A 26,798-nucleotide genomic window follows, 5' to 3' on the forward strand; every position below is an offset into this window, starting at 1 on the left:
CCATCCTCAGGCGAACAGTTCGACGGTCTGCGTCACGATGAGCGCGCTCGCGCCGATCGACGATGCGGCGAGCGCGATCGCCCTCGTCCTCTTCCGGTTCAGGTAGTGGTTCAGGAAGCGTGATGCGACGAGGCCCAGCACCACCGGGATCAGCATCCACGCGGCGAAGACGATGGTCCTGTGCGAAATCGCACCGAAGAGCAGGAGCGCGCCCAGAGAGAACGCGGACCCCGCCAGGAAGAACGCGGCCATCGTTCCCCGGAGCTTCGGCCCCTCTGACGCTTGCCAGAGAATCGACATTGGCGCTCCCCCGATGGAGGTGGTGGTGCCCATCAGTCCGGAGAGCGCCCCGCAATCACCTGCGACGTGCGCGTCACCCGAGGCGCCCAACCGCGCAGCGAGACGAGCACGCCGACGAGCACCGTCGCCGCGACGAACCACGACAGCAGCGCCGAGGACATGACGGCGACGAGGCCAGCGCCCGCCAGGCTTCCCGGGACGCGACCGGCCAGGGCCCAACCGGCGCCGCGGAAGTCGAGCCCGCTGCGGTCGAGGAGCATCACGACACCGCTCACGACGATCGCCAGCAGGATGATCGACACCGGCAGCAGCTCGGGATCGACGATCGCGATGAACGGCGCCGCGGCCATCCCCATGCCGAACCCGATCGACCCCTGCAGGCAGGCGGCGAAGAAGATCGGGATCGACAGAAGGATGAGCTCCGTCGTCGCCATTCGGGTCAGCCGCGCGCGCCGACCGAGGCGATCATCCGGCGACGCTTCTTCTTCTGCTGCAAGCGCCAGCGCTGACCGGGGTCGGTCGCGAGCCGGAGCCATGCAGCGAGCACGTTCGCCGACACCGTGGTGATGACGATCGCCACACCGGGGAGAACCGATTGCCACCATGCCTCGGCGAGGTACTGGCGCCCCTGGGCGACCATCAGACCCCAGCTGACCTCGGGCGGCTGGATGCCGATGCCGAGGAAGCTCAGCGACGATTCGGCGAGCATCACGTAGCAGAGCTCGAGCGTCGCGAGCGTGACGAGCGTGGGCAGAACGTTGGGCACGATATGGCGGAAGACGATCGTGCGCTGCTTCGTGCCGAAGTTCCGCGCCGCGTCGACGAACATCCGAGACCGCAATTCGGCCGCGTCCGCGCGAGCCGTGCGGAGGTAAATCGGGATGCGGGTGATCGCCAGCACGAGCACGATGTTCGCGGCGCTCGGATTGAAGACGTACAGGATCACAACGGCGAGAAGCAGCGACGGGAAGCTCATGATCACGTCGGCCACGCGCATCGAGACGGTCTCGCGCCAGCCGCGATGGAAGCCCGCCCACATCCCCCATACCGACCCGACGATGCCCGACACGAGCACCGCCGAGATCGAGACGCCGAGCGTCGTGCCCGTCGCGGCGACGATGCGCGCGAACATGCTGCGGCCGAGGGAGTCGCTTCCGAGAATGTACTCCCAACCCGCATCGATGCTGAACGGTGGCAGGTTGCGCGCCACGAGATCCTGCCGCTGGGCGAGGTCGCCCAGCAGGATCGGCCCGAAGACTGCGGCGAGGGCGATCAGGAGGAGGATCACGGACGCCGTAGATGCGAACGGGTCCTTCAGCAGCAGTCGGAACAGGCTCGGCCTGTCGCTCCTCTGCTTCGCCCTGTTCGTCAGGACGGTGACGGTGGGTGTGACGTCAGACATCGGCCGCCTCCTCCTTCTTCTTGTTCTCGGGGGCGCCGCCCGCCATAGACTTCCGTTGCTTCGTGACTGGTCGCACCCGGGGATCCAGCAGCGCGTACCCCATATCGATGACGATGTTCAGCAGGAAGATCGCGATCGCCGTGATCAGCACCGCCGCTTGCAGCACCGCGAAGTCGCGCTGCAGGATCGAATCGATCATCAGCTTCCCGATGCCGGGCCATCCGAAGATGGTTTCGACGATCACGGCTCCGTTGATCATGCCGACCGTCAGGTCGCCGGCAACCGTGAGGGCGGGCGCCGCCGCGTTCCGCAGGGCATGGTGCGTCACGATGCGGAGCTGACCCGCGCCCCGGCTCTTGGCGACCTTCACATACGGCTGGCCGAGAACGGTGACCATGGATCCGCGCACGATCTGAGCGAGCACGCCGACCGGCCGCAGCATCAGCGTCGCAATCGGCAGGACCCACGAGGCCCCGCCGGCGTCGACACCGGATGTCGGCAGCCATTGGAGCGTGATCGCGAAGATCCAGATGCCCAGGATGGCGACCCAGAAGTCCGGAACGGCGGCAGCCACCATCGCGAAGAAGCTGACGATTCGGTCGGCGATGCCGTTGGGCTTCAGCGCGGCCCAGCTGCCGAAGACCACGGCGATCACGATCGCCAGCAGCATCGTCGTCCCCGCCAGTTGGAGCGTCGCGGGGAACGCCCGCATCACCATGGTCGACGCCGGCTCACCCGTGCGCAGCGACGTCCCGAAATCCAGGTGCAGCACGCCCCAGAAGTAGTCGGCCATCTGTTTCCAGATCGGCTGGTCGAGGCCGTTCGCCGCCGCGAAGTCCTCCCGCATCTGGTCGGTCGCGCTCAGCGGCAGGTACAGGTTCGACGGGTCGCCGGTGAGGCGGGCGAGCACGAAGACGCCCAGGATCACGGCCACGAGAGGCAGAGCACTCTGGAGGATCCGTCTCCTCAGGTAGGTCCACATGCTCGCCCTCCTTCACTCGTTCTCGCCGCGGTCAACCCGCGAGCGAGATCTCCTTGATCCGCAGTTCGTCGCCCGTCGACGAGTTGGGTTCGTAGCTCACACGGTCCGCGATCGCCATGATCACGGTCTGATGCGCGAGCGGGGCGATGGCGACGACGTTGTCGCGCTCGTACTGGAACACCTCCTCGTACGCGGCCTGGCGCGCTTCGTCCGACTGCGTCGCCGCGTCCTCGATCAGTGCGTCGAGGCCGGGGTCGCCGAACTCCGCCTGGTGCGCGCCCGTGAGGAAGTACTGCTCGACGGAGAACTGGGCATCTCCCGCCTGGTTGCCGTGCTGGATCAGCATGGCGACAGGGCCCTGGTCCGTCACGAACGGCTTGTTCTGGTATTCGAGGTGCTGCGCCGTGTCCATCATCCGCATGTCGACGTCCAGGCCGATCTCAGTCAGTTGGGCCGCGAGTACCTCACCGAGCTCCGACACCTTCGGGAACTGTGCATTGCGCACGGGCATCACGATCGTCGTGTCCACCGGAACGCCGTCCGCTTCCGCCTCAGCGATGAGCTCCTTCGCCTTCTCCGGGTCGTACGGCCACGGCTCGATATCCGCGTTGTAACCGACGATGCCCTCGGGGATCAGCTCGGCCGCGACCTTGTCGCCGTCCGGGTAGAGCGAGGAGACGATCCCCTCCTTGTCGATCGCGTAGTTGATCGCCTGGCGCACCCGGATGTCGTCCAACGGCGCCGTTTCGCCCGAGAAGCGGAGGGCGATCGTCTCGTTGTTCGGGTAGCTCACACCGAGCTCGCCCGCGCCGTCCTCCGGCCCGAGGCCGAGCGCGATGTCCGCTTCGCCGTTCGTCACCATGGCGGCCCGGACCGTGCCCTCGTCTCGCCACTGATACTCGACCTGAGCTGCCTGGGGCGCATCGGCCCAGTAGTCCTCGTTCCGGTCGAGAGTGATGCTCGTTCCCGCCTGCCAGTCGGAGATCGCGTACGGTCCGGTGCCGACGGGCTCGCGCTGCATCTCGTCGCTCGGGGTGGCCGGCGACACGATCTCGATGAACGAGAGCTTGAGCGGGAGGATCGGGTCGGGCTGTTCGGTGGTGACCTTCAGCGTCAGGTCGTCGACCACCTCGAGCTCGAGATCCGGGTCGCCGAAGACATACCCCTCGACGTCGCAGCCCAGGCTGCCGTTGACCGCACGATCGATCGAGTGCGCAGCCGCCTCCGCGTCGAACGGCTCGCCGTCCTGGAACGTGACGCCTTCTCGCAGGCGGAATGTCCACTCCGTGTCGCCGGACTGCTCCCACTCGGTCGCGAGGAGCGGCTCGAGGTCGCCGGTGGACGGGTTCCTCTCCACCAGGGGCTCGGTGACAGTGCTCCTGACGACCACACCGGTCGACGTCAGGTTCGAGTCGCACGCCTCGAGCGTGGGCGGCTCCTGCGGCAGCACGACGGTGAGCTTGTCGTCGGCTCCACCGCCGGCGCCCCCGTCGGTCGACTCGGAGTTCGCGACCGAGCACGAGGCCAGAACTGAGAACGATGCGATCGCGACGACGGCCGTGCCGATGCGCGCGAGGCTGCGGTGATGGGGAGAAGTCTTCATCGGTTCCTCCAGGTAGGGATCGCCGAGGCCGCCATTGGTCCTCGGCTGTTCAGAATGTCGCACCGCGCGCAGGGAGGGGTCAAGGGGCCGGCGGGCGCCTGCCTGCCCGCCGACGTCCGCCGCGCACCGGATGCGCCGGCAACCTGCCGCCGCAGAGGCGCGGAATCCCGCACCAGAATGCGAATGGATACACGGGGCGTATTGATCCATGCGAACTTGCTCATAGACGCGCATCGGTCGCCACTCGTAGTCTCACGCATGTCCGAGGCTGCAGTGGATACGAGCCTCGGGCGGGCGCCGGAACGATGCCGTTGCGGTCGACCGGAGGAGCGCCATCGCCTCGAGACACCCCGGTACGCGCGATAGCCTCATGGAGTAATACCCACAGGGTATCGCTCTATATCGAATCAGGTTTGTTTGAGTATCGATTCACCCATAGCGTGAACAGTAGGAACAAGCCCGGAAAAGGAGCACACTGTGACCAACTTCACCCCGGCGGAGCTCGCCGAGCACCTCAAGGACGGCCTGCTGTCGTTCCCCGCGACGGCGTTCACGCCCGACTTCGAGGTGGACGAGGCGACGTATCGCGACCACGTCGCGTGGCAGGCGAGCTACGACGTGCACGGCCTGTTCGCGGCCGGCGGCACGGGCGAGGGCTTCAGCCTGAGCCCCGAGGAGAACGCGCGCGTCGTGCGCGCCGCCGTCGAGTCGGCCCGTGCCGAGGTTCCCGTTCTGGGCTCGGCGGGCGGGTGGACCAAGAACGCCGTCGCGAACGCGCAGGCCGCCGAGGAGGCGGGCGCCGCGGGTCTGCTGGTGCTGCCCCCGTACCTCACTGAGTGCTCGCAGGAGGGCCTCGTCGCCCACGTCGGCGCGATCGCGGAGGCCACCGAGCTCCCGCTCATCGTCTACAACCGTGCGAATGCGATCTACTCGGCCGACACCGTCGCGACCCTCGCCGACCGCTACGAGAGCTTCATCGGCTTCAAAGACGCGATCGGCAACATCGAGCACCTGGCCAAGGTGACAGCGAAGGCGGGCGACCGCCTCTTCTACCTCGGCGGCCTGCCGACCGCGGAGACGTACGCCCTGCCGCTGCTCCAGATGGGCATGAGCACCTATTCATCGGCGATGTTCAACTTCGCCCCCGAGTTCGCGCTCGAGTTCTACGCGGACGTCCGAGCCCAGGACCGCGCCGCCGTCACCGCGAAGCTGAAGAGCTTCGTCCTGCCGTACCTCGACATCCGGGACCGGGGCCAGGGCTTCGGCGTCTCGATCGTGAAGGCCGGCCTCGAGGTCATCGGCCGCCCCGTCGGCCCCGTCCGCGCGCCGCTGAAGAACCTCAGCCCGCAGGACATCGCCGACCTGCGGGGCCTGATGAGCGCCGCCGGTATCGCCCGCGCCTGACCCGATCGCGAGAGGATCTACACATGACTTCCACTGAGCTCACCGGACATTCCGTCATCGCCGGCCGCACCGTCGCGGGCACCGGCAAGCCGTTCCAGGCGATCGACCCTGCGTCGGGCGAGAGCCTCGAGCCCGCGTACTCGCAGATCGACGTCGACCAGCTCCACGAGGCGACGGCGGCCGCGGCCGCCGCATTCCCGTCGTTCTCGACGCTTCCGCCCGAGAAGCACGCGGCGTTCCTCGAATCGGTCGCCGACGAGATCGACGCCGTGCGCGACGAGATCATCGAGCGCGCCGCCGCCGAGACCGGCCTGCCCGCGCCCCGCCTCACGGGCGAGGTCGCCCGCACCTCCGGCCAGCTCCGGATGTTCGCGGGCGTCGTGCGCAGCGGCCTGTTCCGCGGCGTGCGCGTCGACCTCGCCCAGCCCGAGCGGTCCCCGATGCCGCGCCTGGACATCCGGCAGCGGAAGGTCGCGCTCGGCCCCGTCGCCGTCTTCGGCGCCTCGAACTTCCCGCTGGCGTTCTCGACGGCGGGCGGTGACACCGCCAGCGCGTTCGCGGCCGGCTGCCCCGTCGTGTTCAAGGCGCACAGCTCGCACCCCGGCACGAGCGAGATCGTCGCCGCGGCGATCACCCGCGCCGTGAAGGCGCACGACCTGCACCCCGGCGTCTTCTCCGCGATCTTCGGCCCCGGCCGCACCGTCGGCCAGTCGCTCGTCACGGACCCCGCCATCCAGGCCGTGGGCTTCACCGGATCGCGCTCGGGCGGCATGGCGCTCGTGGCCGCATCGGCATCGCGCGAGGTGCCCATCCCCGTCTACGCCGAGATGAGCTCGGTCAACCCGGTCTTCATCCTGCCCGGCGCGATCGCCGACGGCGTCGACGAACTCGCCGCCGGCTACGTCACCAGCGCGCTCGGCTCGAGCGGCCAGCTGTGCACCCAGCCCGGGAACGTCTTCGTTCCGCGGGGCGAGCAGGGCGACGCGTTCGTCGCCGCCGTGCAGAGAGCGATCACGGCGGCGAGCGGCCTCACGATGCTGTCGCCGTCGATCGCCGGCGCGTGGCGAGAGGGCGTCGCGACCCGCGACGAGCATGCTGACGTCGCCGCGCGCGGCTCGGAGGGCGAGGGCCCGTACGCCCCCGCCCCTGTCGTGCACTCGGCCTCGCTCGATCGGTTCCTGGCCGACGACGTGCTGCACGAGGAGATCTTCGGCGCGGCGTCGCTGATCATCCGGTACGACACCGTCTCCGAACTGCCGGCAGCGGCCGAGCGCCTCGAGGGTCAGCTCACCGCCACGCTGCACCTGACCGATGCCGATGCCGCCGAGGCCAGGGCGCTCATCCCCGTGCTCGAGCGCAAGGCGGGCCGCATCCTCGCGAACGGCTGGCCGACGGGCGTCGAGGTGGGCCACGCGATGGTCCACGGCGGCCCGTTCCCGTCGACCAGCGATTCGCGCACGACGAGCGTCGGCTCGCTCGCGATCGAGCGCTTCCTGCGCCCCGTCGCCTACCAGAACCTGCCGGAGGCGCTGCTGCCCGAGCCCGTGCAGGAGGCGAACCCCTGGGGCGTTCCGCGCCTCGTCGACGGCCGGATCGAGACCGCCTGATGCCCGCACCCACGATCACCAAGGTCGAGGCGGTGCCCGTCGCCGGGCACGACTCGATGCTGCTGAACCTCTCGGGCGCACACGGACCGTTCTTCACGCGGAACATCGCGATCATCACCGATTCCGATGGCCGCGAGGGCGTCGGAGAGGTGCCGGGCGGTGAGCCCATCCGGTCGACGATCGCGGAGGCCGGCGAGATCCTCATCGGCCAGCCCGTCGCCCGATTCCGCTCCCTGCTGCGCGCGGTCGCCTCGCGCTTCGCCGACCGCGACGCCGGCGGCCGCGGCCTGCAGACGTTCGACCTGCGCACGACGATCCACGCCGTCACCGGCCTCGAGTCCGCCCTGCTCGACCTGCACGGACAGGAGCTCGGCGTGCCCGTCGCGGAGCTGCTCGGCGAGGGCCAGCAGCGCGACAGCGTGCCGATGTTGGGCTATCTGTTCTACGTCGGCGACCCCGACGCGACCGACCTGCCGTACCTGCGCGAGCCGGCCGGCGACGACGCGTGGGAGCGAGTGCGCCGCGAGAAGGCGATGGACCCGGCTGGCGTCGTGCGCCTCGCGGAGGCCGCGGCAGAGCGCTACGGCTTCAGCGACTTCAAGCTCAAGGGCGGCGTGCTCGCGGGCGACGAGGAGGCCGACGCGATCGAGGCGCTGGCCGCGCGGTTCCCGGAGGCCCGCATCACCCTCGACCCGAACGGCGGATGGCTGCTCGAGGACGCCGTGCGCATCGGCGAGCGGCTGAAGGGCGTTCTGGCGTACGCCGAGGACCCCTGCGGAGCGGAGGGCAAGTTCTCCGGGCGCGAGGTCGTCAGCGAGTTCCGCCGCCGCACGGGCCTGCCGACCGCGACGAACATGATCGCGACCGACTGGCGCGAGATGGCCCATGCCGTCCGGTCGAACGCGGTCGACATCCCGCTGGCCGACCCGCACTTCTGGACGATGGCGGGCAGTGTGCGCGTCGCGCAGCTCTGCAATGACTTCGGCCTGACCTGGGGCTCGCACTCGAACAACCACTTCGACGTCTCGCTGGCGATGTTCACGCACGTCGGCGCGGCGGCCCCCGGCGAGATCACGGCGCTCGACACGCACTGGATCTGGCAGGACGGCCAGGACCTCACGACGAACGCGCCGAAGATCATCGACGGCGCGATCGAGGTGCCGACCGCTCCGGGCCTCGGCGTCACGATCGACCGCGATCGCCTGGCGGAGGCCCACGAGCTCTACCTCGAGCACGGCCTCGGCCAGCGCGATGACGCCGCCGCGATGCAGTACCTCGTCGAGGGGTGGGAGTTCGACCCGAAGCGCCCCTGCCTGGTGCGCTGAACCGGATGTGAAGGGGCCGCGGCGAGGATGATCCTCGCCGCGGCCCCTTGCGCTCTGTCGTGTGCGTCAGCGCTTGACGACGTTCTTCAGCGGCTCCCCCGCCAGGTAGCGCGCCAGGTTCTCGCGGATCAGCTCGGGCCCCAGGTCGGGGCGTCCGCCCGCGGCGTGCGGTGTGATGATGAGGTTCGGGGCGTCCCACAGCGGTGATTCGGCGGGGAGGGGCTCGACCGCCGTGACGTCGATCGCGGCTCCCGCGATCGATCCGGATTCGAGGGCATCGACCAGGGCGACCTCGTCGACGGTGGTGCCGCGGCCGACGTTGACGACGCAAGCGTGCTTCGGGAGCGCGGCGAGGCGCGCGGCGTTCAGCGAGTCCTTCGTAGCCGCGACGCCGGGGAGGATCATGATCAGTACATCGGTCTCGGGCAGCGCAGCCTCGATGTCCGTCTCCGCGATCACCTCGAAGCCGCCGCGCTCGCCCGCGCTGCGCGCGACCCCCCGAACGTCCGCACCGATCGTGTCGAGGATGCGGGCGAGGTGCTGGCCGATCTGTCCGAAGCCCCAGACCAGCACGCGGGCCCGGATGAGGGAGGTGACGGCGCCGGACGGATGCATCGGCTGGATGCCGCCGAGCTCGCTCGACCACACGTGCTCGCGCTGGGCCGCCGCGGAGGCGGGAAGGCGGCGCAGCAGGGCAAGAGCGAGCGCCGTCGCGTGCTCGGCCACCGTGCGATTGTGCACGCCGGAGCCGTTGGCGATCACGACGTCGTCCGCGAACCCCGCGCCGGTGATCTTCTCCGCCCCGGCGCTGAGCGCCTGCACCCACTTCAAGCGAGGCAGCCGCGTCGCGCTCTCGAGATTCGCCGCATTGTTCCCCCACGCCACGAAGATCTCGGTGTCCTCGTGCTCATCCGGGATCGGCAGCGAGGCGTCGTACACGCACACCTCGACTCGGGGGTCGACATCGCGCTCGAGGCTGACACTGTCGGGAATGAGAAGCTTCATTGCAGTCCTTTCGACGGCTTCAGACTATGCGCCGCTCCATGCCCCGTACGCCGGCGATCGATGCGTTCTCGCTCGCCATCGATGCGTTCTCGATCCGCATCGGATGGCGACGGCTCACACGGTCGGGATCGTGTCCGTCCCGACGCTCCGGTCGTCGAACTCGCGCTCGAGCTCTCCGATCACCTGCGTCGTGCGGCGGCGCTCCGCCCCGAACGCGATGAGCGCGATCACGACGCCGATCGCGGCGAGCGCGGCCGCGACCCATGCGGGCGCGACGTAGCCCCATCCGGCCGCGATCACGGCGCCGCCGAGGGCCGCGCCGAGGCTGTTGCCGATGTTGAGCGCCGAGTGGTTCAGCGACGACGCGATGGCGAGGTAGTTCTGCGCCACGTCGAACAGGCGCAGCTGCACGGCGGGAACGGCCGTCGCCGAGGTGAGGGCGAAGACGAACAGCGCACCGATCAGGAGGCCGATGTTCTCGGCGACGAGGCCGACCGCGAGACCGGCCGCGAACAGCACGACGAGGCCGTAGAGCAGGGTGCCGCGCACGCTCTTGTCGCCGAGCGCGCCGCCGGCGAAGTTTCCGATCACCATGCCGGCGCCGACCGCGACGAGCGTCGCGGGCACGACCCACTCCTGTGCGCCCGCGACCTCGGTCACCATGGTCGCGATGTAGCTGTACACGGCGAAGAACGCGCCGAACCCGATGCCCGCGATCGCGAGCGTGAACCAGACCTGGCCGATCCGGAAGATGCCGAGCTCGCGGCGGAAGGTGCTGTCGGCGTCGCCCTGCTGCTGCGGAACGCTGATCCGGATGAGGACGAGCGCGAGGGCGAACACGATGGCGACGATCCCGTAGGCGGCGCGCCAGCCCATGTGCTGGCCGAGCAGCGTGCCGGCCGGAACACCGATGAGGTTGGCGACCGACAGGCCGCTCATCACGATCGCGATGGCGCGGCCGCGCCGTTCCGGCCCGTACAGCGACGCGGCCACCACGGCGGCCATGCCGAAGTAGGCGCCGTGGGGCAGACCCGCGAGGAATCGCGAGACGGCGACCGTGCCGAAGGTCGGCAGGATGAACGTGAGGGCGTTGAACACGAGCAGCGCGACGACGAGCCAGACGATCACGGTGCGCCGGGGGAACCGCGCGACGAACGCGGCGATCGTGGGGGCACCGATGACGACGCCGAGAGCGTAGAGGCTGATCAGGATGCCGGCCTGGCCGATCGCGTCCTCCGGCGAGGCCTGGTACTGCATCGGGAGCAGGTCCTCCGCGATACCGGGGAGGAGGCCCATCGAGACGAACTCGGTCATGCCGATGCCGAAGGCGCCGATGGCGAGGGAGAGGAGCGCCCGCATCGCCGCACCCCTCGAGAGTGTCGAGGAGGTCATCCCCCCACCCTATGAGCCCGCTGGGCGCTCGGGACGCCGGATCGCCTTGGAATCTGCCGAACGGCAACCTCGCGTTCATCCGGGCCGTGTCTGATGTCGCGGATATGGTGGGGCTGAGCGGCACCGGCCAGGGGCCGGCCCGCGCAGCTCCGCGACGATGCGAAGCGACACGACCCGGGAGCCGCAACCGTGACCGACCCACACAGGCCCAAAGCCACCGCCGACAGCTCGGCGCTGCCGATCCTCGGGCTCGCCGACCAGCTCGACAAGCAACCGACCAAGCGGTCGAAGGTCTTCGCGTGGGCGTTCTGGGACTGGGGGCTGCAGCCGTTCCACACGGTGCTCGTCACCTTCATCTTCACGCCGCTGTACCTGACGACCGACGCGTTCCTCCCGCCGGAGCAGCAGGCGCTGCCCGATGGCGCGGCGCACGACGCCGCGATCGCCGAACTGACGAGCGGGCTCGGCATCGGCACGACGATCGCGGGCCTGCTCATCCTGCTGCTCGCCCCCGTGCTCGGGCAGCAGGCCGATGCGGCCGGCAAGCAGAAGCTGTGGCTCGGCATCGGCACGGCAGGCGTGATCGGATGCTCGTTCGGCCTGTGGTTCGTCGAACCGGGGCAGGGGCTGTTCTGGCTCGGCGTGGCCCTGCTCGGCCTCGGCGCCGTGGCGAGCGAGATCGGCACCGTGAACTCGAACGCCATGCTCGTCTCGATCGCGACGCCGAAGAACGTGGGCCGCATCTCGGGGCTCGGCTGGGGCTTCGGCTACCTCGGCGGCGTCATCGCCCTCACGCTCGTGATCGTCTTCTACGCCATGGACTGGTTCGGCCTGCCGACCGACGACGGCCTTCCGTTCCGGCTCGTGGCCGTCGGCTGCGCCGTCTGGGGCATCGTGTTCACAATCCCCGTGTTCCTCGCGGTGCCCGAGCCGAAGCCGCTCGGCACCCCGGAGCGCCGCGTGAACTTCTTCGCCGCATACGCCGTTCTCGTGCGCGACGTGATCGCTCTGTACCGCTCGCCCGAGACCCGACCGACGTTCTGGTTCCTGCTGGCCAGTGCCGTGTTCCGCGACGGACTGAGCGGGGTGTTCACGTTCGGCGCGGTGATCGCCGGCGTGGTGTTCGGCTTCGAGTTCCTCGAACTCGCGGTGTTCGGGCTCGCGGCGAACCTCGTCGCCGGCCTGTCGACGCTGCTCGCGGGCCGCTGGGACGACCGCTTCGGGCCGAAGGCGATCATCGTCGCCGCGCTCGGCACGATGATCGTCGCGGGCACCCTCATCTTCGTGCTCCTCGACTCCGGCAAGATCGTCTTCTGGGTCTTCGGGCTGCTGCTGTGCTGCTGCGTCGGCCCCGCGCAGTCGGCTTCCCGCTCGTTCCTCGCGCGCGTCACTCCCGCCGGCCACGAGGGCGAGATCTTCGGGCTGTACGCCACGACCGGTCGCGTCACGAGCTGGATGTCGTCGGCCGCGTGGACGCTCCTGGTCGTCCTGTTCGCCAACACCGCCTACGGCGTGCTGGGCATCGTCGCGATCCTGGCGATCGGGCTCGTGCTGGTGCTGCCGATCAAGGCGCCCGCGCGCGCCGCCTGAGCCGCGGTCACTCGGCGACGGCGGCGGACGCCCGCAGCCGGATGACGGCGTCCGCGCCCGCAACGTCCTCGTCGTCGTGCGTGACCCACCCGATCGCCCTTCCGCGGGACGCCTCCTCCGCGAGGATTCCCCTGATCGTGCCCCTGCTCTCGGAGTCGAGGCCAGCGCTCGGTTCGTCGAGGAGCAGGACTCCCCCCGTGCGCGCCGTGCGCGCGAGCGCCTGGGCGATCAGGGCGCGCTGCCGCTGGCCTCCGGAGACCTCGTGGATGGATCTCCTGGCGAGGTCGGCCACGCCCACGCGCTCCATCGCCTCTGCGACCGCCCGGCGACGCTCCGATCGCGAACTGCCGGCGGCGTCGCGGCCCCACGTGCCCAGGTCGACGACATCGCGGACCGAGAGCGGCAGCGTGTCCAGGATGGCGGTGCGCTGCACGACGAACGCGACGGTCGCGAACCGCTCGACGACGCCGAGGCGGGGAACGGCCGTGCCCGCCATCAGCTCGATCAGCGTCGACTTCCCGCTGCCGTTCGGCCCCACGATCGCCGTGATCGCGCCCGCCTCGAGCTCGACGTCGATGTCGTGGAGCACGTCGACGTCGTCGTAGGCGAAGCAGAGTCTCCTCGTTCGGAGCAGGATGTCGGGCATTCCTCGATCCTAATCGATAATGATTCTGAATTGCGTTACGCTTGCCGGCATATGCTCGACCTTCCCTTCTCCTCCGAGTTCATGCTGCGCGCCCTCGTCGGCGGTTCCCTCGTGGCGATCATCTGCGCGATCGTCGGCACCTGGGTCGTCGTGCGCGGCATGGCGTTCCTCGGCGAGGCCATCGGCCACGGCATGCTGCCCGGCGTCGCGATCGCGACGCTCGTCGGCGCTCCCCCGCTCTGGGGCGCGGCGATCAGCGGGGCGGCGATGAGCGGCGCGATCGGCCTCCTGCAGCGCCGAGGCAGGCTCTCGTGGGACACGAGCATCGGGCTGCTGTTCGTCGGCATGCTCTCTCTGGGCGTCATCATCGTCTCTCACTCGCGCAGCTTCGCGACCGATGCGACGAACATGCTCTTCGGCGACATCCTCGCGATCGGGTGGGGAGATATCGCGACGCTGTCCGTCGCCCTCGTCGTCGTCGCCTCGATCGCCGTCGCCTTCCACCGCTCGTTCATCGCGGCCGCCTTCGACCGGCGCGTCGCCCACACCCTCGGGATGCGGCCACGGCTCGCGCACACGCTGCTCACCGCCCTCGTCACGATCGCCGTGATCGCGTCGTACCAGAGCGTGGGTTCGCTCCTCGTCGTCGGCATGCTGCTCGCCCCGGCGGTCGCGGCCGGCCGCTGGGCGCGCTCCCTCCCCTCGACGATGGCGCTGGCCGCGGTGTTCGGCATCGCCGCCGTCGCGACGGGCCTGACCGTCTCGTGGTACGCCGCAACGGCGGCGGGCCCCACGATCGCATGCACGGCGATCGTGTTCGCCGGCCTGTCCGCGCTGACGGCGGGGGCATGGCACCGATCCCGCACCGCCCGCGCGGGGCACCTCGGCGCGGAATCCGCGCCCGCGCACCGAACCGCAGAACCCGCGGCCGCCTGAGCCGCACACCCACACAGAAAGCAGCAATGCCACGCAGCATCATGTCCGCGGCGCCCCTCGCCGCGCTCACCCTCACCGCCCTGCTCGCCGGTTGCTCGGCCGAACCGGCCGCGCCTGCCGACGGCGCCCCGCCCGAAGACTCCGCTCCGGCCGGCCACGGCGACGTGTCGGGGGCCGCACAGGTCGCCGAGCCGCAGTCACAGCTCGTCTCGGTCGACGCGGGCGGGAACGTCGGACTGCTCGACCTGCTCACGGACGAGACCCAGGAGCTCGGCACGGTCGGCCCGCCCGAGGCGATCGCATCAGACGGCCGCTACGCGTTCGTCACGACAGCGGACGGCGTCGACATCATCGACGGCGGGCGCTGGAGCTGGGACCACGGCGACCACTTCCACTACTACAGGGCGGAGGCGGCACTGCCCGGGTCGGTCCAGGGTGCCGGACCGGTCACGGTCACGGGTGCGCCGCTGGCGACCGCGGGCGGCACCGGCCTGTTCTTCTCCGGATCCGGCGAAGCGGTCCTGCTCGACAACGAGGCGCTCGCGGACGGCGAGGTCTCGGAGCGCTTCCGCATCGACACCGGCGCAGGCGAGGGCGTCGCCGCGCCGTTCGACACGGGCGCCATCGTCGCCACGCCCGACGGCGCCGCGGTGCGCGACGCGTCGGGCGCCGAGATCGAACCGATCAACTGCGCCGAGCCGTCCGGTGCCGTCACGACGCGCGTCGGAACCGTGGTCGGATGCGCCGACGGGGCGATCCTCGTGACGGGTCGCATCGACGACCCCCGCGTGGAGGCGATCCCGTACCCGGAGGACGCGGAGGCACGCGCAGCGGGCTTCGCCGGCCGCAAGAACCGGCCGACGGTCGCGGGCCTCGCGGGCGCATCGGGCTTCTGGCTGCTCGACACCCGAGATCGCTCATGGTCGCACGCGGACACCGAGGCCGAGCTGGTCGACGTGGTCGCGGCGGACGACGACGCGGGCCGCGTCGTCGCCCTCGGCGCCGATGGGCGGGTCCTCGTCTTCGACGAGCAGGGCGCCCTGCTCGGGTCGAGCGACCCCCTCGTCGCGGAGAGCCTCGCCGCCGGCGACGAGGTCGACCTCGTCGTCGATACGCAGCGGGCCTACCTCTCCGACCCGGCCAACGGAACGGTCTACGAGATCGACTACGCCGACGGCGCGCGCGTCGCGCGCGAGCTGACGACCCCGACCTCCCCGTTCGTCGCGACGGAGCTCGGCCGATGAGCCGCGCGATCCGGAGTCTCTCCCTCGCCGCCGCGCTGGTCGCCGCGGGCGCCGCCTCGGGCTGTGCCCCGGCCGGAGACCGCGGCCCGACCATCACGGTCACGACGAACATCCTGGGCGACGTCGCCGCGCAGCTCGCCGGAGACGAGGCCGAGGTGACGGTGCTGATGAAGCCGAACGCCGACCCGCACTCGTTCGAGATCTCGGCCCAGGAGGCCGCCCGCCTGGCCGACTCCGACCTGCTCGTCTCGAACGGCCTGGGGCTGGAGGAGAACGTCGAGCAGCATCTCGAGACCGCCGCGGGCTCCGGCGCCCCCCGCTTCGTGGCGGGCGAGCACATCACGCCGCTGGCCTTCTCCGCCGACGGCGCCACCGGCGATGATCCGCACTTCTGGACCGATCCCGAGCGGATGGCGAGCGTCGTCAGCGCCCTCGGCGACACGCTCGCCGAGCTTCCCGGCGTCGACGCCGCCGCGATCGACGGCAACGTCGATGCCTACCTCGACGACCTGGAGGCGCTGGACGACGAGATGACGGCCGCGTTCGAGGGGATCCCCGAGTCGAACAGGGCGCTCGTCACGAACCACCACGTCTTCGGATACCTCGCGGACCGGTACGGGTTCGAGACGGTCGGTGCTGTGATCCCGAGCGGCACCACCCTCGCCTCTCCGTCCGCCGCCGACCTCGATTCGCTCGCATCGGCGATCGAGTCCACCGGCGTGCCCGCAATCTTCGCGGAGTCGTCGCAGCCCGATCGCCTCGTGCAGGTGCTGGCGGACGAGGCCGGCGTCGACGTCGACGTCGTCGAGCTGTTCTCCGAGTCGCTCACGGGGCCCGAGGGCCCCGCACCGACCTACCTCGACATGATGCGGGTCAACTCCGACCGCATCGCCCAGGGCCTCAACAGGTGAGGCCGAACATGAAAGGAAACCCCATGACGACGACCCCACGCTGGCGCGGAGGTGCGGCGCTCGGATCGCTCGCCGCCGTCGCAGTGCTCGCCGCCGGATGCGCATCCGGCTCCTCGGCCGACGAGGCCGACACGACCGAGGGCGCCAGCACGAGCGCCGAGGCGCCCGCGGTCGGCGAGCGCCTCGCGGTCTCGCTCGACGGCAAGGTGCTCGTACTCGACGCCGAAACGCTCGAGCCGATCGACGAGTTCGCGAGCGACGAGTTCACGCGCCTGAACCCCGCGGGAGACGGGCGCAACGTCTTCGTGACGACGGCCGAGGGCTTCCAGGTGCTCGACACGGCCGCGCCCGAGCTCACGGAGACGGTGTTCGAGGCCCCGGCGGCCGGCCACGTCGTCCGCCACGCCGGCACCACCGTCCTGTTCGCCGACGGCACGGGCGAGACGACGTTCTTCGACACCGACGCGCTGATCGACTCCGACGGCGCGCTCCCCGAGACGACCACCTACACGGCCGAGCACGCACACCACGGCGTATCGATCGTGCTGAAGGACGGCACGCTCCTGACGACGGTCGGCGACGACACCGCCCGATCAGGGGCCGTGGCGCTCGAGCCCCACGACGGCCACTTCGACGAGCTGACGTCGAGCGACGAGTGCCCCGAGATCCACGGCGAGGGCACGGCGGCGGGCGAGGCCGTGATCTTCGGCTGCCAGGACGGCGCCCTCCTCTACGCGGACGGCGAGTTCACGAAGTTCGACGCACCGGACGAGCACGGCCGCATGGGCAACGCGTACGTGTCGGAGACGAGCCCGATCGTGGTCGGCGACTACAACAACGACCCGGATGCCGAGGGCTACCTGCTGAACGACGTCGCGCTGATCGACACGGCGGCCGGCGAGTACCGCACGCAGAACCTCGGCGATGTGGAGTACACGTGGCGCGGCGCCGTGCGCGGCCCGGATGACGCCGCGTACATCCTCGGCACCGACGGCGCGATCCACGTGCTCGACCCCGAGACGGGCGAGTTCACGGCCGAGCACCCCGTGATCGACGCCTGGGAGGGCCCGGCCGACTGGCAGGACGAGCATCCGGCGCTGACGACGGACGGCGAGACGGCCTACGTCGCCGACGTCGCGAACAACCGCGTCGTCTCCGTCGACCTGGCCACGGGCGAGGTCCTCACGGAGGGCCCTGAGCTCCCCGGCGCACCCGGCGAGATGGCGCTGAACCTGGGCTGAGCCCCGCGCGAATCGGCGCCCGGCGCGGGCGGAGTGCCCCCACTCCGTGCTCGCGCCGGGCGCCGGAGCCGTGTGACGTCCCTCCCGAGGTGCCCACCGGCCGCATCAAGCATACCAAGGTAAGCCTTACCTAATGCAAGCCCCTCGGGGCGATGATCAGGCGCCGGCGGCACCCGCGTCGGTGATCGACACGTCGGTGCGCTGGAAATTCTGCGCCGACCGGCTCGCCGTCGGGCCGCGCTGGCCCTGGTACCGGTTGCCGTACGGGCCCGAGCCGTACGTGTTCTCCGCGGGTGAGCTGAGGCGGAAGAAGCACAGCTGCCCGATCTTCATCCCCGGCCACAGCTTGATCGGCAGCGTCGCGACGTTCGACAGCTCGAGCGTCACGTGGCCCGAGAACCCGGGATCGATGAAGCCCGCCGTCGAGTGCGTCAGCAGCCCCAGCCGTCCCAGCGAGGACTTGCCCTCGAGGCGAGCGGCGGCGTCATCCGGGAGCGAGACCCGCTCGAACGTCGACCCCAGCACGAACTCACCGGGGTGCAGGATGAACGGCTCGGTCGGCTCGACTTCGACGAGGTGCGTCAGGTCGGGCTGGTCCTCGGCCGGGTCGATGAAGGGATACTTGTGGTTGTCGAACAGCCGGAAGTACCGGTCGAGGCGCACGTCGACGCTCGACGGCTGGATCATCGCCTCGTCGAGCGGGTCGAGGCCGATGCGGCCGTCGTCGAGCCCGGCCCGGATGTCACGATCGGAGAGCAGCACGTGCCCACCTTATCCGGGCCCGAGATCAGTATCGGTACGGGTTGCCCATCAGGTACTCGATGTGCGCGTCGCCGATGTCGAACATGTAGCTCGTCGCATGGACGACGACCGCCTCGCCCGCCGGGATCGGCTCCGTAGAGACGTAGTCCCAGCCCTCCATGACGGCGCTGCCCTCGGGCGGGATCATCTCGATGTCGACGGAGTACGCGCGCTCGACGTCGGCCGTGTTCGTGAACTCGACGTCGTACGAGATCTCACCGTCATCGCGGCCGGTCTCCGTGATCGCGATGTCGTGCGTGATGTCGTGGAACTCGGCGGGTTCCCACGACCCCACCGAGAGCTCGGGGATGTAGGCGTCCGGGTCGCCGTCGAAGACGAACTCGCCCCTGATCAGGTCACCGGCCGCCACGCCCGCGTCGCCGCCGAGCATGAGTTCGGCCTCGGCCTCCCATTCGATCTCCTCGGGCGACGAGGGGACGTAGCCGGAGAGCGTCGCGCGGTACGCGCCGTCCGCACCGCCGTCGCTGACGACGGCGTACGCCTCGAACGACCGGTTCTCGTGCTCGTCCGCCGCGCCCAGCATCTCGATGATCTCGTCGGTCGAGGGTTCGGCGCCGAATTCGCTGACCGTTACCGGCCCGCTGTTGTCGTCCGGCGTCAGCCGCTCGATGATCCCCTCGATGATCGGACTCGCGAAGGATCCGATGATGACCAGGATGACGACGAGCGGGATGAGGCACCCGAGCACGCTGCCCCGACGGCGGGGCGGGTTCGTGCCGCCCGGCGCGGCGCCCGTGGGGCTCGCCGGCCTCATCGGGCGGTGTCTCCGCCCCGCGGAGGCCTGCTGCGCCTGGGCCGCCTGGAACTGAGCCTGCGCCAACTGGCGCCGCTGGGAGGCCGAGAGCGGTCTGCCCTGCGCGTCCGTCCGCGGGATCGATGCGGTCCCCGCCTCGTACGACTGCCCCGCCGTCGAGTGCGGCTCGACGCCGCGGACCGTCATGGACGACTGCTCGCGGCGCGAACGGCGCGTCTGGCGCGCCTGGAAGAAGGGGTCGTCCTCGATCGGCGGGATGAGGTACGGCCGCGTCAGCCCCTCAGGAGTCGAGCGGTACTCCCACGTGTACTGCGACCCCCGTGCCATGCCCCGAGCATAGCCGCGCAGGGCCTCCACCGCAGACACGGAGGGCTGCGCGCGACACGGACGACCGCGCAGTGCTGTTAGGATCGACGGGCACGCATGCGCGCGGGGATGTAGTTCAATGGTAGAACTTCTGCTTCCCAAGCAGACAGCGCGGGTTCGATTCCCGTCATCCCCTCCATTTACGGAACACCCCGCCCGACGGGAGGGCCCGCCTCACTCGTCGCCGAGGTCGCAGATCGCGTTGTCGGTGACGAGCGAATCGTAGTGATCGGCCGACCAGGGCAGGCCGATCTCCGGCTGCTGCTGGCCGTCCGCCGCAGGGGTGCGCGACGCGATCGCCGCGAGCTGGCGACCGAGCCAGGTCGCGAAGCGGTCGTCGTGGGAGTTGTTCAGCACCACCGCGACCGTCATCCCCGTCGTCGGGTCCGACCACACGCTCGTCGAGTACCCCAGCGTCGAGCCCGCCTGCCCCACGAGCGGGCCCGCCTGGAACGCCCCGCCGCCGTAGGTCAGCCACGTCGCCGCGTCCGGGTCCACGGGGAGCGAGTGGTCGAATCGGCCCTGCCCGTCGTCCGCCGACTCGAGCGCCAGGATCTGCCCGTACCGGCCGAGGTCGGAGATCGTAGAGACGACGCCGGAGTCGGTGTACCCGATGCTCGATGATGCGGCAGAGAAATCGGCGGGTGCCGTGCAGCCGTCCTCGACGTTCTTCGTGGACGAACGGTAGCCGGGCAGGTAGTCGTCACCCGGTGTCGACGCGCCGGAGGCCGGGAGGTACGTGCTGCCCAGGCCGTACGGCTCTGCAACGTACTCCCGGATGAGGTCGCGCGGCTCTTCGCCCGTCGCGTGCCGCAGCGCTTCGCCGAGCAGCATGTAGCCCGCGTCGGAGTCGCGGTACGCTTCGCCGGGCTCACCGGAGCGCTTGTTCAGGCCGACGGCCGCGATCTCACGCGCGTCCCACGCCCGCTCGGGCGTGCGGACCCAATTGACCAGGAGGTCGCTCCCGCTCTCGCCGAGGCCGCTCGTGCTGTCGCACAGGTCCTGCAGCGTGACGTCCTCGAGGCCGGAGACGGTCGTGACGTACTTCGTGACCGGGTCGTCGGCGCTGAGCCGGCCGTCGTCGTCGAGGCCGTAGAGAACGTCGCACGTCATGGCGCGCGTGACGTCGCCGATGCGGAACGACATGTCGGGCGTGACGTCGCTGCCGCCCTCGTGCGCGGTCGATCCGAGGCCCGCGACGTACTCGCCGCCCCACGGCGCCCACACGCCGACGATCGCGCCGCTGGCACCGGATGCCCGCATCGCGAGGTCGACCGCCGCGTCGACCTGGTCGGTCGTCTCGGCCGGGAGGTCCGCCGTCGAGTGCTCCGGCACCTCGACGCGATCGTCCGAACCGCAGCCGGCGAGCGCAATGCCCAGCGCCGCCACCACCGCGATCGCCGCCGCTCCGCGCCGTGTCGCCCTGCCTCGCATATCACTCCCCTGGCCGCTTGGAACCCCGTCGATTGTATGCCGCGCGGCCTCCCGACCCTGGGAGTGCGCCCGGCCGGTGCCGGTCATCCGGTCGCGACCCGCATGTTCTCGCCCTGCGTCTCCCACACCGCGCGCATGAAGCGGCGCACATCCTCGTCCACCCGGATGTCGCTCGGCCGCAGGGGCCGGGACAGGTAGAGCCCGTCGAGCGACGTCAGCCGGGACAGCGCGACGTACGTCTGGCCGGGCGCGAAGGCTCCGGAGCCCAGGTCGACGATCGCCCTGTCGTACGTCTTGCCCTGCGATTTGTGGATCGTGACCGCCCACGCGAGGCGCAGCGGGAACTGCGTGAACTCGGCCACGACCTCGCGACTGAGCTTGCGGCTGTGCGGGTCGTACGCGTAGCGGTACTTCTCCCACACGACGGGTTCGACGTCGAACTCCTCCCCCTCGGCTTCGACGCGCACCGCGTCGCCGACGATCTTCTTCACCGTGCCGATGGTTCCGTTCACGTAGCGCGGCGGCTCGCCCCCCGAGCCCGTGTCGTTGCGCAGGAACATGACCTGCGCGCCGACCTTGAGCTTCAACTCCTCGTCGGCCGGGTACTGGTCGCCGCGGCCGAAGTCGCCCACGACGTCCGCACGCGCGATCTGCTCCCGCCCCGAGAGCTGCTCGAGGTGCCTGGCGTTGATCGCGTTCACCCGGTCGTTCCGGGTCGCGAGCGTGATGATCGGGTCCTTCGGGTCGTCGGGCGGCGTGCGCGCGCCCGCGCCGTTCAGCGCGTCGGCGATCTCCTTCGTCACGCGCCCGTATCGCACGGCGTTCAGCATCGTCTTGAAGCCGTCATCCGACTGCCGATGGATGTGGGTGAGCTCCCGGATGTGCAGGTCGGCGCCGTGCCGCCCCACGTCGAGCACGCCTTCCTCTGCCTCATGGCCCGCCCACACGTGCGCGTCGAAGAACCAGAACGAGCGGTAGTGGTCGTCGATGTACCGGCGCTCGTCGCCGCGCGGCGGCACCGGTGCCAGCTGGTACGGGTCTCCGAACATCACGATCTGGACGCCGCCGAACGGCTCGGCGCGGCGCCCGCGCGCCTGCCGGAGTGCACGGTCGATGCCGTCCATCAGGTCGGCGTTGACCATCGAGATCTCGTCGATCACGACGGTGTCGATCGCGTTCAGGAGCTTGCGCGTCGCGTCGTTCTGCTCGAGGTCGCTGTCGGCGATCAGGCCGACGGGGAGCCGGAAGAGCGAGTGGATCGTCTGGCCCTCGACATTGAGTGCGGCGACGCCCGTCGGCGCGCAGATGGCGATCTGCTTGCTCGTGTGCCAGGTGAGGTGGCGCAGCAGCGTCGATTTGCCCGTCCCGGCGCGGCCCGTGATGAAGACGTGCTCCCTGGTGTCTTCGATCAGGCGGAACAGGCTCTCCTGCTCCGCCGACAGGGCGGGAGCGGTCATCCGGAAAGCCTATCGGTCGCGCGCGCGGGCGTCACGATTCGGCTTCCTCCGATGGCCTGCCCAGGGGTTACGCACGCCCGCTCCCTAAACTGGCGGCATGCAGCCGGCGACCGCACCCTCCCGTGTCGGGGCGCGCCGCCCCCGCGCGGTCGAGATCGTGGGCTTCGTCGTCATCGGCGCCCTCCTCGTGGCTGCGATCGGCGCCGGGCTCGCGTCGCTGTACCGCCAGTTCTGGGGGCCGACGGCCTTCGCCGAGCGGTACGTGCAGCTGCTGACCGACGGCAGAGCCGCGGACGCGCTGATGACCGACGGCGTCGGCATCAACGCCGACGTGCTCGAGCAGGCCGACCTGCCCGCGTTCGCGCACGACGCCCTGCTGCGATCGGCCGCCCTCGCGGAAGGCCCGACCGATGTGCGGTCCGTCTCCGAGGAGCCCGCGGGCGACGGCGCCGTCGCCGTGACGCTCGCCTATCGGCTGGATGACGCGGAGCACGAGACCACCTTCCTCGTCGAGCGCACCGGATGGCACGGCCTCGTGCCGACCTGGCGCTTCGCCGAGAGCCCGCTCGCCGTCCTCAACGTCGACGTGCACGGCTCGTGGCGGTTCCAGGCGAACGGCTTCGAGGTCGACAAACGTCAGGTCTCCGCGGCCGGCCTCGAGGCCGAACCCGGCGACGCGATCGCAATGCTTGCGTTCGCCCCCATGTCGTACGACGTCGCCGTCGACACCGCCACGACCGTCGCCGACCCCGTCACCGTTGCCGTCACGGAACCGCTGAGCGCGAACGCGGCGGAGATCGCGGCCGGGCCGAGCGAGGAGTTCCAGCAGGTCATCGAGGACGAGGCCGCCTCGTGGCTGAGCCAGGAGTGCGGCTCGCGCAACGTGCTGCTCCCCGAGGACTGCCCTTACGGCTACAGCATCGACAACCTCATCGCCCCTGGCACCGAGCCGGAGTGGTCGATCACGTCGTACCCCGAGATCGAGCTCGTGCCTGACGGCGCCTGGTGGCGCATCGAACCGGCCGAGGGCGTCGCCCACATCGAGCTCGACGAGCAGTCGTACTTCGACGGTTCCATCAGCCACGTGTCGGAGGACGTGCCGTTCCAGATCGACGGAACGGTCGAGCTGCTGGAGGACGGCTCCGCCCGCATCCAGATCGGCGCCCCGCTCCTGCGGTGAGCGCGTCCGATCGGTTCAGCCGAGCGAGCCGGCGCCGTTCGCATGACGCAGATGACGCTTTCCCCGCGTGAGAACGGTGATGCGCGTCATATGAAGGCTGCGGGGCGGGGTGATCACTCGCCTCGGCGGGCGTCTCGGGCGGCGATCTTCGCCAATCGCACGTTGTAGGCGTCGAGCTCCGCGTCTCCCGTGCGGTCGGCGTGCCGGTCGCGGCGCTTCTGCTTCTTCTCGTCGCTCCTGCTCCACTGGATCGCGACGATGATCGCCGTGATGACGGTGGGGATCTCGCCGATCGACCAGGCGATGCCTCCGCCGACGTACTGATCCTCCAGCGGCGTCGCGCCCCACGTGCGGCCCATCGATCCGAACCACTCGGCGACCATCAGGCCCGACTGGCTCATGATCGCGATGCCGAAGAAGGCGTGCATCGCCATCGTCACGATCAGCGTCACGAGGCGCCCGGCGTGCGGCATCCGATACGGGACGGGGTCGATGCCGGTCAGCGACAGCACGAACAGGTAGCCGGAGATGAGGAAGTGGGCGACCATCCACTCGTGGCCGATGTGGTCGTACAGCGCCCACCGGAACAGGCCGGAGAAGTAGAACAGCCACAGCGAGCCGACGAAGATGCCTGCCGCGACGAGCGGGTGCGTGAGCACCTTGGCGAGCGGGTTGTGCACGACCCAGAGGATCCACTCGCGGCCGCCGCGGGAGCCGTCCTCGCGCTTCCGGATGGCCCTGGCCGCGAGCGTCACGGGGGCGCCGGGCACGAGCAGCAGTGGGATCGCCATCGCGAGCAGCATGTGCAGCAGCATGTGCGCGCTGAAGAGGTAGTGGCCGTAGGCGTTCAGCGCGCCGTTGGTCACCCAGATCAGTGCGAGCATGCCGAGCACCCACAGCGCGGTGCGGTACACAGGCCACGCGTCGCCGCGGCCGCGCAGCCGTCGGACGCCCGCGAGGTAGAAGAAGATGCCGAGCACGCCCACCGTGAGCCACAGCGGGTCGATCTCCCACTCGGTGAACAGGCGCACGGGGGTCAGCTCCGGCGGCAGCGGGGAGTCGGTGAGGATCTCCGCCGGGGTCTGCAGCGGCGGCGGCTCCTGGTCGACGGGAGGCACGGATCGCGCGAGGGCGGCCGCAGCGCCCGAGGCGGCCCCCATCAGCGCGAGCTCGAGCGTGACCATCAGCCAGAACGCGCCGTTCCGCTCGGTCGCGATCAGCCGCATCCGGTACCACGCGCCGAGGGCGCCCATGCCGACCAGCGCGACGATCTTCACGAGCAGGATCAGCCCGTACGTCGTCGTGAACAGCTGGTCGATGCGGGCGATCGAGGCGAAGGAGCGCAGGATGCCCGAGAAGGCGACGAGCACGAACGCCGCGAGCGCGATCGACGAGTAGCGTTCGAGCACCGGTACGACCCGATCGGTCCGGGTGTCGGACGCGAGCTGCGGGCGCACGATCACGACGAGCAGGAGGCCGCCGACCCAGACGGCGGCGCCGATGATGTGGATCGCGAGCGCCGTGACGACGATGTTGTGGTCGGCGAGGTCCCCCGAGTGGCCCTGCGTGGCCATCGGGATCAGCGCGGCGCCCGCCAGCGCGGCGGTCACGGCGGTGGGGATCCAACCGCGCACCGCGAACGCGAGCACAGTCAGCACGGCGCCGGCGATCGTCGTGATCAGCCAGGCGCGCCCGAGCTCGAGCTCGGTGAGGTAGCGGCCGAACTGCGAGCCGAACTCGGCGCTGGCGCTCACCTCCGGCGTGAAGGTGTCGAGGAAGGTCAGGAACGTGACGGCGCCGGCGGCGATCGTGAAGACGGCGGCGCCGATCGACGCGGTGTCGAGCGCGATCTCCCACTCGCGCTCCCCCTGCCGCAGCGCGAACAGCGCGAGCACGAGCGAACCGAGCATCGCGGCGGCCGCGAGATTGACGACCAGCTTCGCCAGCGGCAGGCCCCAGCGGACGCCGGCGCCGGCATCAGCGAGCTCGGTCGCGTCGACGGCACCGCCGAAGACGAGGGCCCAGGCGGCGACGAGGAAGGCGGCGACAACGAGGAGCGTCGGCCCGACGGCCCGCAGCGTGCGCGGATTCACCCGCCCAGCCTAGGCGGGCGCCCCTGCGAGGTTCCCGGGTCGCCGGCGCACGACGCTTGCCACAGCCGGGGCGGAAGATGCCGTCGCGGTGACAGACGATGCATTGTCGCCCGGGTGTGTGACGCGAATTCTGCGACGGCGGCGTGCACGAGTGCGTGCACGCACCGAACGCGCTCGACGCACGAACGGGACCCCGCCGGCCGGCGGGGTCCCGTTCGCTGGGCTTGCGCTTACTTGACGGCAGCCTTGAGCTTCGATCCAGCGGTCACCTTGACGCGCTTGCCGGCCGGGATCTTGATCTCGGCGCCGGTCTGCGGGTTGCGGCCCGTTCGGGCGGCGGTGTCGACCTGCTCGAAGGCGATCCAGCCGGGGATCGAAACCTTCGCGCCCTTGGCGACCGACTCCGAGACGGTCGAGAAGAAGGCGTCGAGAACGCCCGAGACAGCGGCCTGGCTCTGGCCGGTGGCGCTGGCGATGCTCGCAACGAGCTCGGTCTTGTTGATGGACTTGTCGGCCATGTCATCCTCCAGCGGCTATCGGCGCCGCAGATGTGGTGTTTCGAGCCGGGGGCGGTTACCCCCGGTCGGTCTGTGCGACCGGTCCGACAGTACCAATTGCCCGCGTAATTCCGCGGATTATCGATCGATTCGGCCGTTTTCGTGCGGCGTGTCGCCCCGGATGTGGCGATTGTGACGCGTGTGACACCCCGCGTGCGGATACGACGAAGGGCCGGGCGCCGTATGAATCGGTGCCCGGCCCTTCGCGTCAGCCGGCTCCTGCGGAGCCCGCTCGGAGTCTTACCAGCTCGACTTCGTCACGCCGGGGAGCTCACCGCGGTGAGCCATGTCGCGGAAGCGAACGCGCGAGATGCCGAACTTCGTCAGCACACCGCGGGGGCGGCCGTCGATGACGTCGCGCGAACGGACGCGCACGGGCGAAGCGTTGCGGGGCAGCTTCTGCAGGCCCACGCGAGCGGCCTCGCGCTCCTCCTCCGAAGCGTTCGGGTTCACGAGGGTCTTCTTCAGCTCGAGACGCTTCTCGGCGTAACGGGCGACGATCACCTTGCGCTGCTCGTTGCGCGCGATCTTGCTCTTCTTGGCCATG

The 26,798-nt window shown here is 70.3% G+C and carries 22 protein-coding genes, 1 tRNA gene and 1 pseudogene; 10 read left to right on the forward strand and 14 right to left on the reverse strand.

Annotation, left to right across the window (positions count from 1 at the left end; all coding sequences use genetic code 11):
- Positions 1-6 precede the first annotated feature (6 nt).
- The 4 genes and pseudogenes from C0010_RS15395 to C0010_RS11430 form a co-directional block, all read right to left on the reverse strand.
- A pseudogene (locus C0010_RS15395) lies at positions 7-836 on the reverse strand (sulfite exporter TauE/SafE family protein).
- The gene (locus C0010_RS11420; RefSeq protein ID WP_105567219.1) at positions 740-1,702 is read right to left on the reverse strand and encodes an ABC transporter permease; all 963 of its coding nucleotides are present in this window, start codon (positions 1,700-1,702) and stop codon (positions 740-742) included. Before C0010_RS11420 ends, C0010_RS15395 begins: the two are co-directional and overlap by 97 nt.
- A complete protein-coding gene (locus C0010_RS11425) occupies positions 1,695-2,684 on the reverse strand; it encodes an ABC transporter permease (RefSeq protein WP_105567220.1) in 990 nt (329 codons plus the stop codon). Before C0010_RS11425 ends, C0010_RS11420 begins: the two co-directional genes overlap by 8 nt.
- A gap of 31 nt (positions 2,685-2,715) precedes the next feature.
- Positions 2,716-4,287: an ABC transporter substrate-binding protein gene (locus C0010_RS11430; RefSeq protein ID WP_105567221.1), complete on the reverse strand. Its 1,572-nt coding sequence runs from the start codon at positions 4,285-4,287 to the stop codon at positions 2,716-2,718.
- A 477-nt stretch (positions 4,288-4,764) separates the two neighbouring features.
- Here C0010_RS11430 and C0010_RS11435 point away from each other — a divergent pair, with 477 nt between their 5' ends.
- Genes C0010_RS11435 through C0010_RS11445 form a run of 3 tightly spaced genes read left to right on the forward strand, consistent with a single transcriptional unit; the run spans position 4,765 to position 8,623 of the window.
- The gene (locus tag C0010_RS11435; RefSeq protein WP_105567222.1) at positions 4,765-5,691 is read left to right on the forward strand and encodes a 5-dehydro-4-deoxyglucarate dehydratase; all 927 of its coding nucleotides are present in this window, start codon (positions 4,765-4,767) and stop codon (positions 5,689-5,691) included.
- A 23-nt stretch (positions 5,692-5,714) separates the two neighbouring features.
- Complete coding sequence (locus C0010_RS11440; protein WP_105567223.1) at positions 5,715-7,298, forward strand: aldehyde dehydrogenase (NADP(+)); 1,584 nt, start codon at positions 5,715-5,717, stop codon at positions 7,296-7,298.
- Complete coding sequence (locus tag C0010_RS11445) at positions 7,295-8,623, forward strand: enolase C-terminal domain-like protein (RefSeq protein ID WP_105567224.1); 1,329 nt, start codon at positions 7,295-7,297, stop codon at positions 8,621-8,623. The genes C0010_RS11440 and C0010_RS11445 overlap by 4 nt, the downstream gene beginning before the upstream one ends.
- A 66-nt stretch (positions 8,624-8,689) precedes the next feature.
- Here the strand turns inward: C0010_RS11445 and C0010_RS11450 are convergent, their stop codons facing one another.
- Positions 8,690-9,628 (reverse strand): NAD(P)-dependent oxidoreductase, encoded by a 939-nt coding sequence (locus C0010_RS11450; protein ID WP_105567225.1) that lies wholly within the window; start codon positions 9,626-9,628, stop codon positions 8,690-8,692.
- A gap of 114 nt (positions 9,629-9,742) precedes the next feature.
- Positions 9,743-11,020, reverse strand: a complete 1,278-nt coding sequence (locus tag C0010_RS11455) for an MFS transporter (protein WP_105567226.1) — start codon at positions 11,018-11,020, stop codon at positions 9,743-9,745.
- A gap of 189 nt (positions 11,021-11,209) precedes the next feature.
- Between C0010_RS11455 and C0010_RS11460 the strand changes: the two genes are divergently transcribed.
- A complete protein-coding gene (locus C0010_RS11460; protein WP_105567227.1) occupies positions 11,210-12,610 on the forward strand; it encodes an MFS transporter in 1,401 nt (466 codons plus the stop codon).
- Between the two features lie 7 nt (positions 12,611-12,617).
- Here the strand turns inward: C0010_RS11460 and C0010_RS11465 are convergent, their stop codons facing one another.
- Positions 12,618-13,256, reverse strand: a complete 639-nt coding sequence (locus C0010_RS11465; protein WP_105567228.1) for a metal ABC transporter ATP-binding protein — start codon at positions 13,254-13,256, stop codon at positions 12,618-12,620.
- Positions 13,257-13,307: 51 nt separating this feature from the next.
- Between C0010_RS11465 and aztB the strand changes: the two genes are divergently transcribed.
- From aztB to aztD, 4 genes are read left to right on the forward strand one after another with little or no spacing between them, the layout of a single operon-like run.
- Positions 13,308-14,192 carry a zinc ABC transporter permease AztB gene (aztB, locus tag C0010_RS11470; RefSeq protein ID WP_105567229.1) on the forward strand — a complete coding sequence of 295 codons (885 nt, stop codon included), beginning with the start codon at positions 13,308-13,310 and terminating at the stop codon, positions 14,190-14,192.
- 26 nt (positions 14,193-14,218) lie between these two features.
- The gene (locus C0010_RS11475; RefSeq protein ID WP_198410818.1) at positions 14,219-15,436 is read left to right on the forward strand and encodes an ABC transporter; all 1,218 of its coding nucleotides are present in this window, start codon (positions 14,219-14,221) and stop codon (positions 15,434-15,436) included.
- Positions 15,433-16,347, forward strand: coding sequence for a zinc ABC transporter substrate-binding protein AztC (gene aztC, locus C0010_RS11480; RefSeq protein WP_105567230.1), 915 nt, complete (start codon positions 15,433-15,435; stop codon positions 16,345-16,347). Before C0010_RS11475 ends, aztC begins: the two co-directional genes overlap by 4 nt.
- Before the next feature lie 23 nt (positions 16,348-16,370).
- On the forward strand, positions 16,371-17,588 hold the full coding sequence (aztD, locus tag C0010_RS11485) for a zinc metallochaperone AztD (protein ID WP_105567231.1): 1,218 nt from the start codon (positions 16,371-16,373) through the stop codon (positions 17,586-17,588).
- 156 nt (positions 17,589-17,744) lie between these two features.
- Here the strand turns inward: aztD and dcd are convergent, their stop codons facing one another.
- Both dcd and C0010_RS11495 read right to left on the reverse strand, forming a co-directional pair.
- Positions 17,745-18,350, reverse strand: coding sequence for a dCTP deaminase (gene dcd / locus C0010_RS11490; protein ID WP_105567232.1), 606 nt, complete (start codon positions 18,348-18,350; stop codon positions 17,745-17,747).
- Positions 18,351-18,375: 25 nt separating this feature from the next.
- Positions 18,376-19,491 carry a hypothetical protein gene (locus C0010_RS11495; protein WP_105567233.1) on the reverse strand — a complete coding sequence of 372 codons (1,116 nt, stop codon included), beginning with the start codon at positions 19,489-19,491 and terminating at the stop codon, positions 18,376-18,378.
- Positions 19,492-19,595: 104 nt separating this feature from the next.
- On the opposite strand from C0010_RS11495, the gene C0010_RS11500 reads away from it, so the two are divergent.
- Positions 19,596-19,669 (forward strand) — tRNA-Gly (locus C0010_RS11500).
- A gap of 35 nt (positions 19,670-19,704) precedes the next feature.
- On the opposite strand, the gene C0010_RS11505 is transcribed toward C0010_RS11500, so the two are convergent.
- Both C0010_RS11505 and C0010_RS11510 read right to left on the reverse strand, forming a co-directional pair.
- A complete protein-coding gene (locus C0010_RS11505; protein ID WP_105567234.1) occupies positions 19,705-20,964 on the reverse strand; it encodes a serine hydrolase domain-containing protein in 1,260 nt (419 codons plus the stop codon).
- Positions 20,965-21,047: 83 nt separating this feature from the next.
- Complete coding sequence (locus C0010_RS11510; RefSeq protein WP_105567235.1) at positions 21,048-22,421, reverse strand: ATP-dependent DNA helicase; 1,374 nt, start codon at positions 22,419-22,421, stop codon at positions 21,048-21,050.
- Positions 22,422-22,518: 97 nt separating this feature from the next.
- Here C0010_RS11510 and C0010_RS11515 point away from each other — a divergent pair, with 97 nt between their 5' ends.
- Entirely contained in the window at positions 22,519-23,601 is a 1,083-nt protein-coding gene (locus C0010_RS11515; protein ID WP_105567236.1) for a hypothetical protein, read from the forward strand.
- A 113-nt stretch (positions 23,602-23,714) separates the two neighbouring features.
- On the opposite strand, the gene C0010_RS11520 is transcribed toward C0010_RS11515, so the two are convergent.
- The 3 genes from C0010_RS11520 to rpsN all read right to left on the reverse strand — a co-directional run bounded on the left by C0010_RS11520 (position 23,715) and on the right by rpsN (position 26,797).
- Positions 23,715-25,694 carry a cytochrome c oxidase assembly protein gene (locus C0010_RS11520; protein ID WP_105567237.1) on the reverse strand — a complete coding sequence of 660 codons (1,980 nt, stop codon included), beginning with the start codon at positions 25,692-25,694 and terminating at the stop codon, positions 23,715-23,717.
- 230 nt (positions 25,695-25,924) lie between these two features.
- On the reverse strand, positions 25,925-26,212 hold the full coding sequence (locus tag C0010_RS11525) for an HU family DNA-binding protein (protein ID WP_105567238.1): 288 nt from the start codon (positions 26,210-26,212) through the stop codon (positions 25,925-25,927).
- Positions 26,213-26,491: 279 nt separating this feature from the next.
- A complete protein-coding gene (gene rpsN, locus C0010_RS11530) occupies positions 26,492-26,797 on the reverse strand; it encodes a 30S ribosomal protein S14 (protein WP_105567239.1) in 306 nt (101 codons plus the stop codon).
- Position 26,798: the final 1 nt, after the last annotated feature.

This window comes from Microbacterium halophytorum (assembly GCF_002970975.1).
GTDB classification, from domain to species: domain Bacteria; phylum Actinomycetota; class Actinomycetes; order Actinomycetales; family Microbacteriaceae; genus Microbacterium; species Microbacterium halophytorum.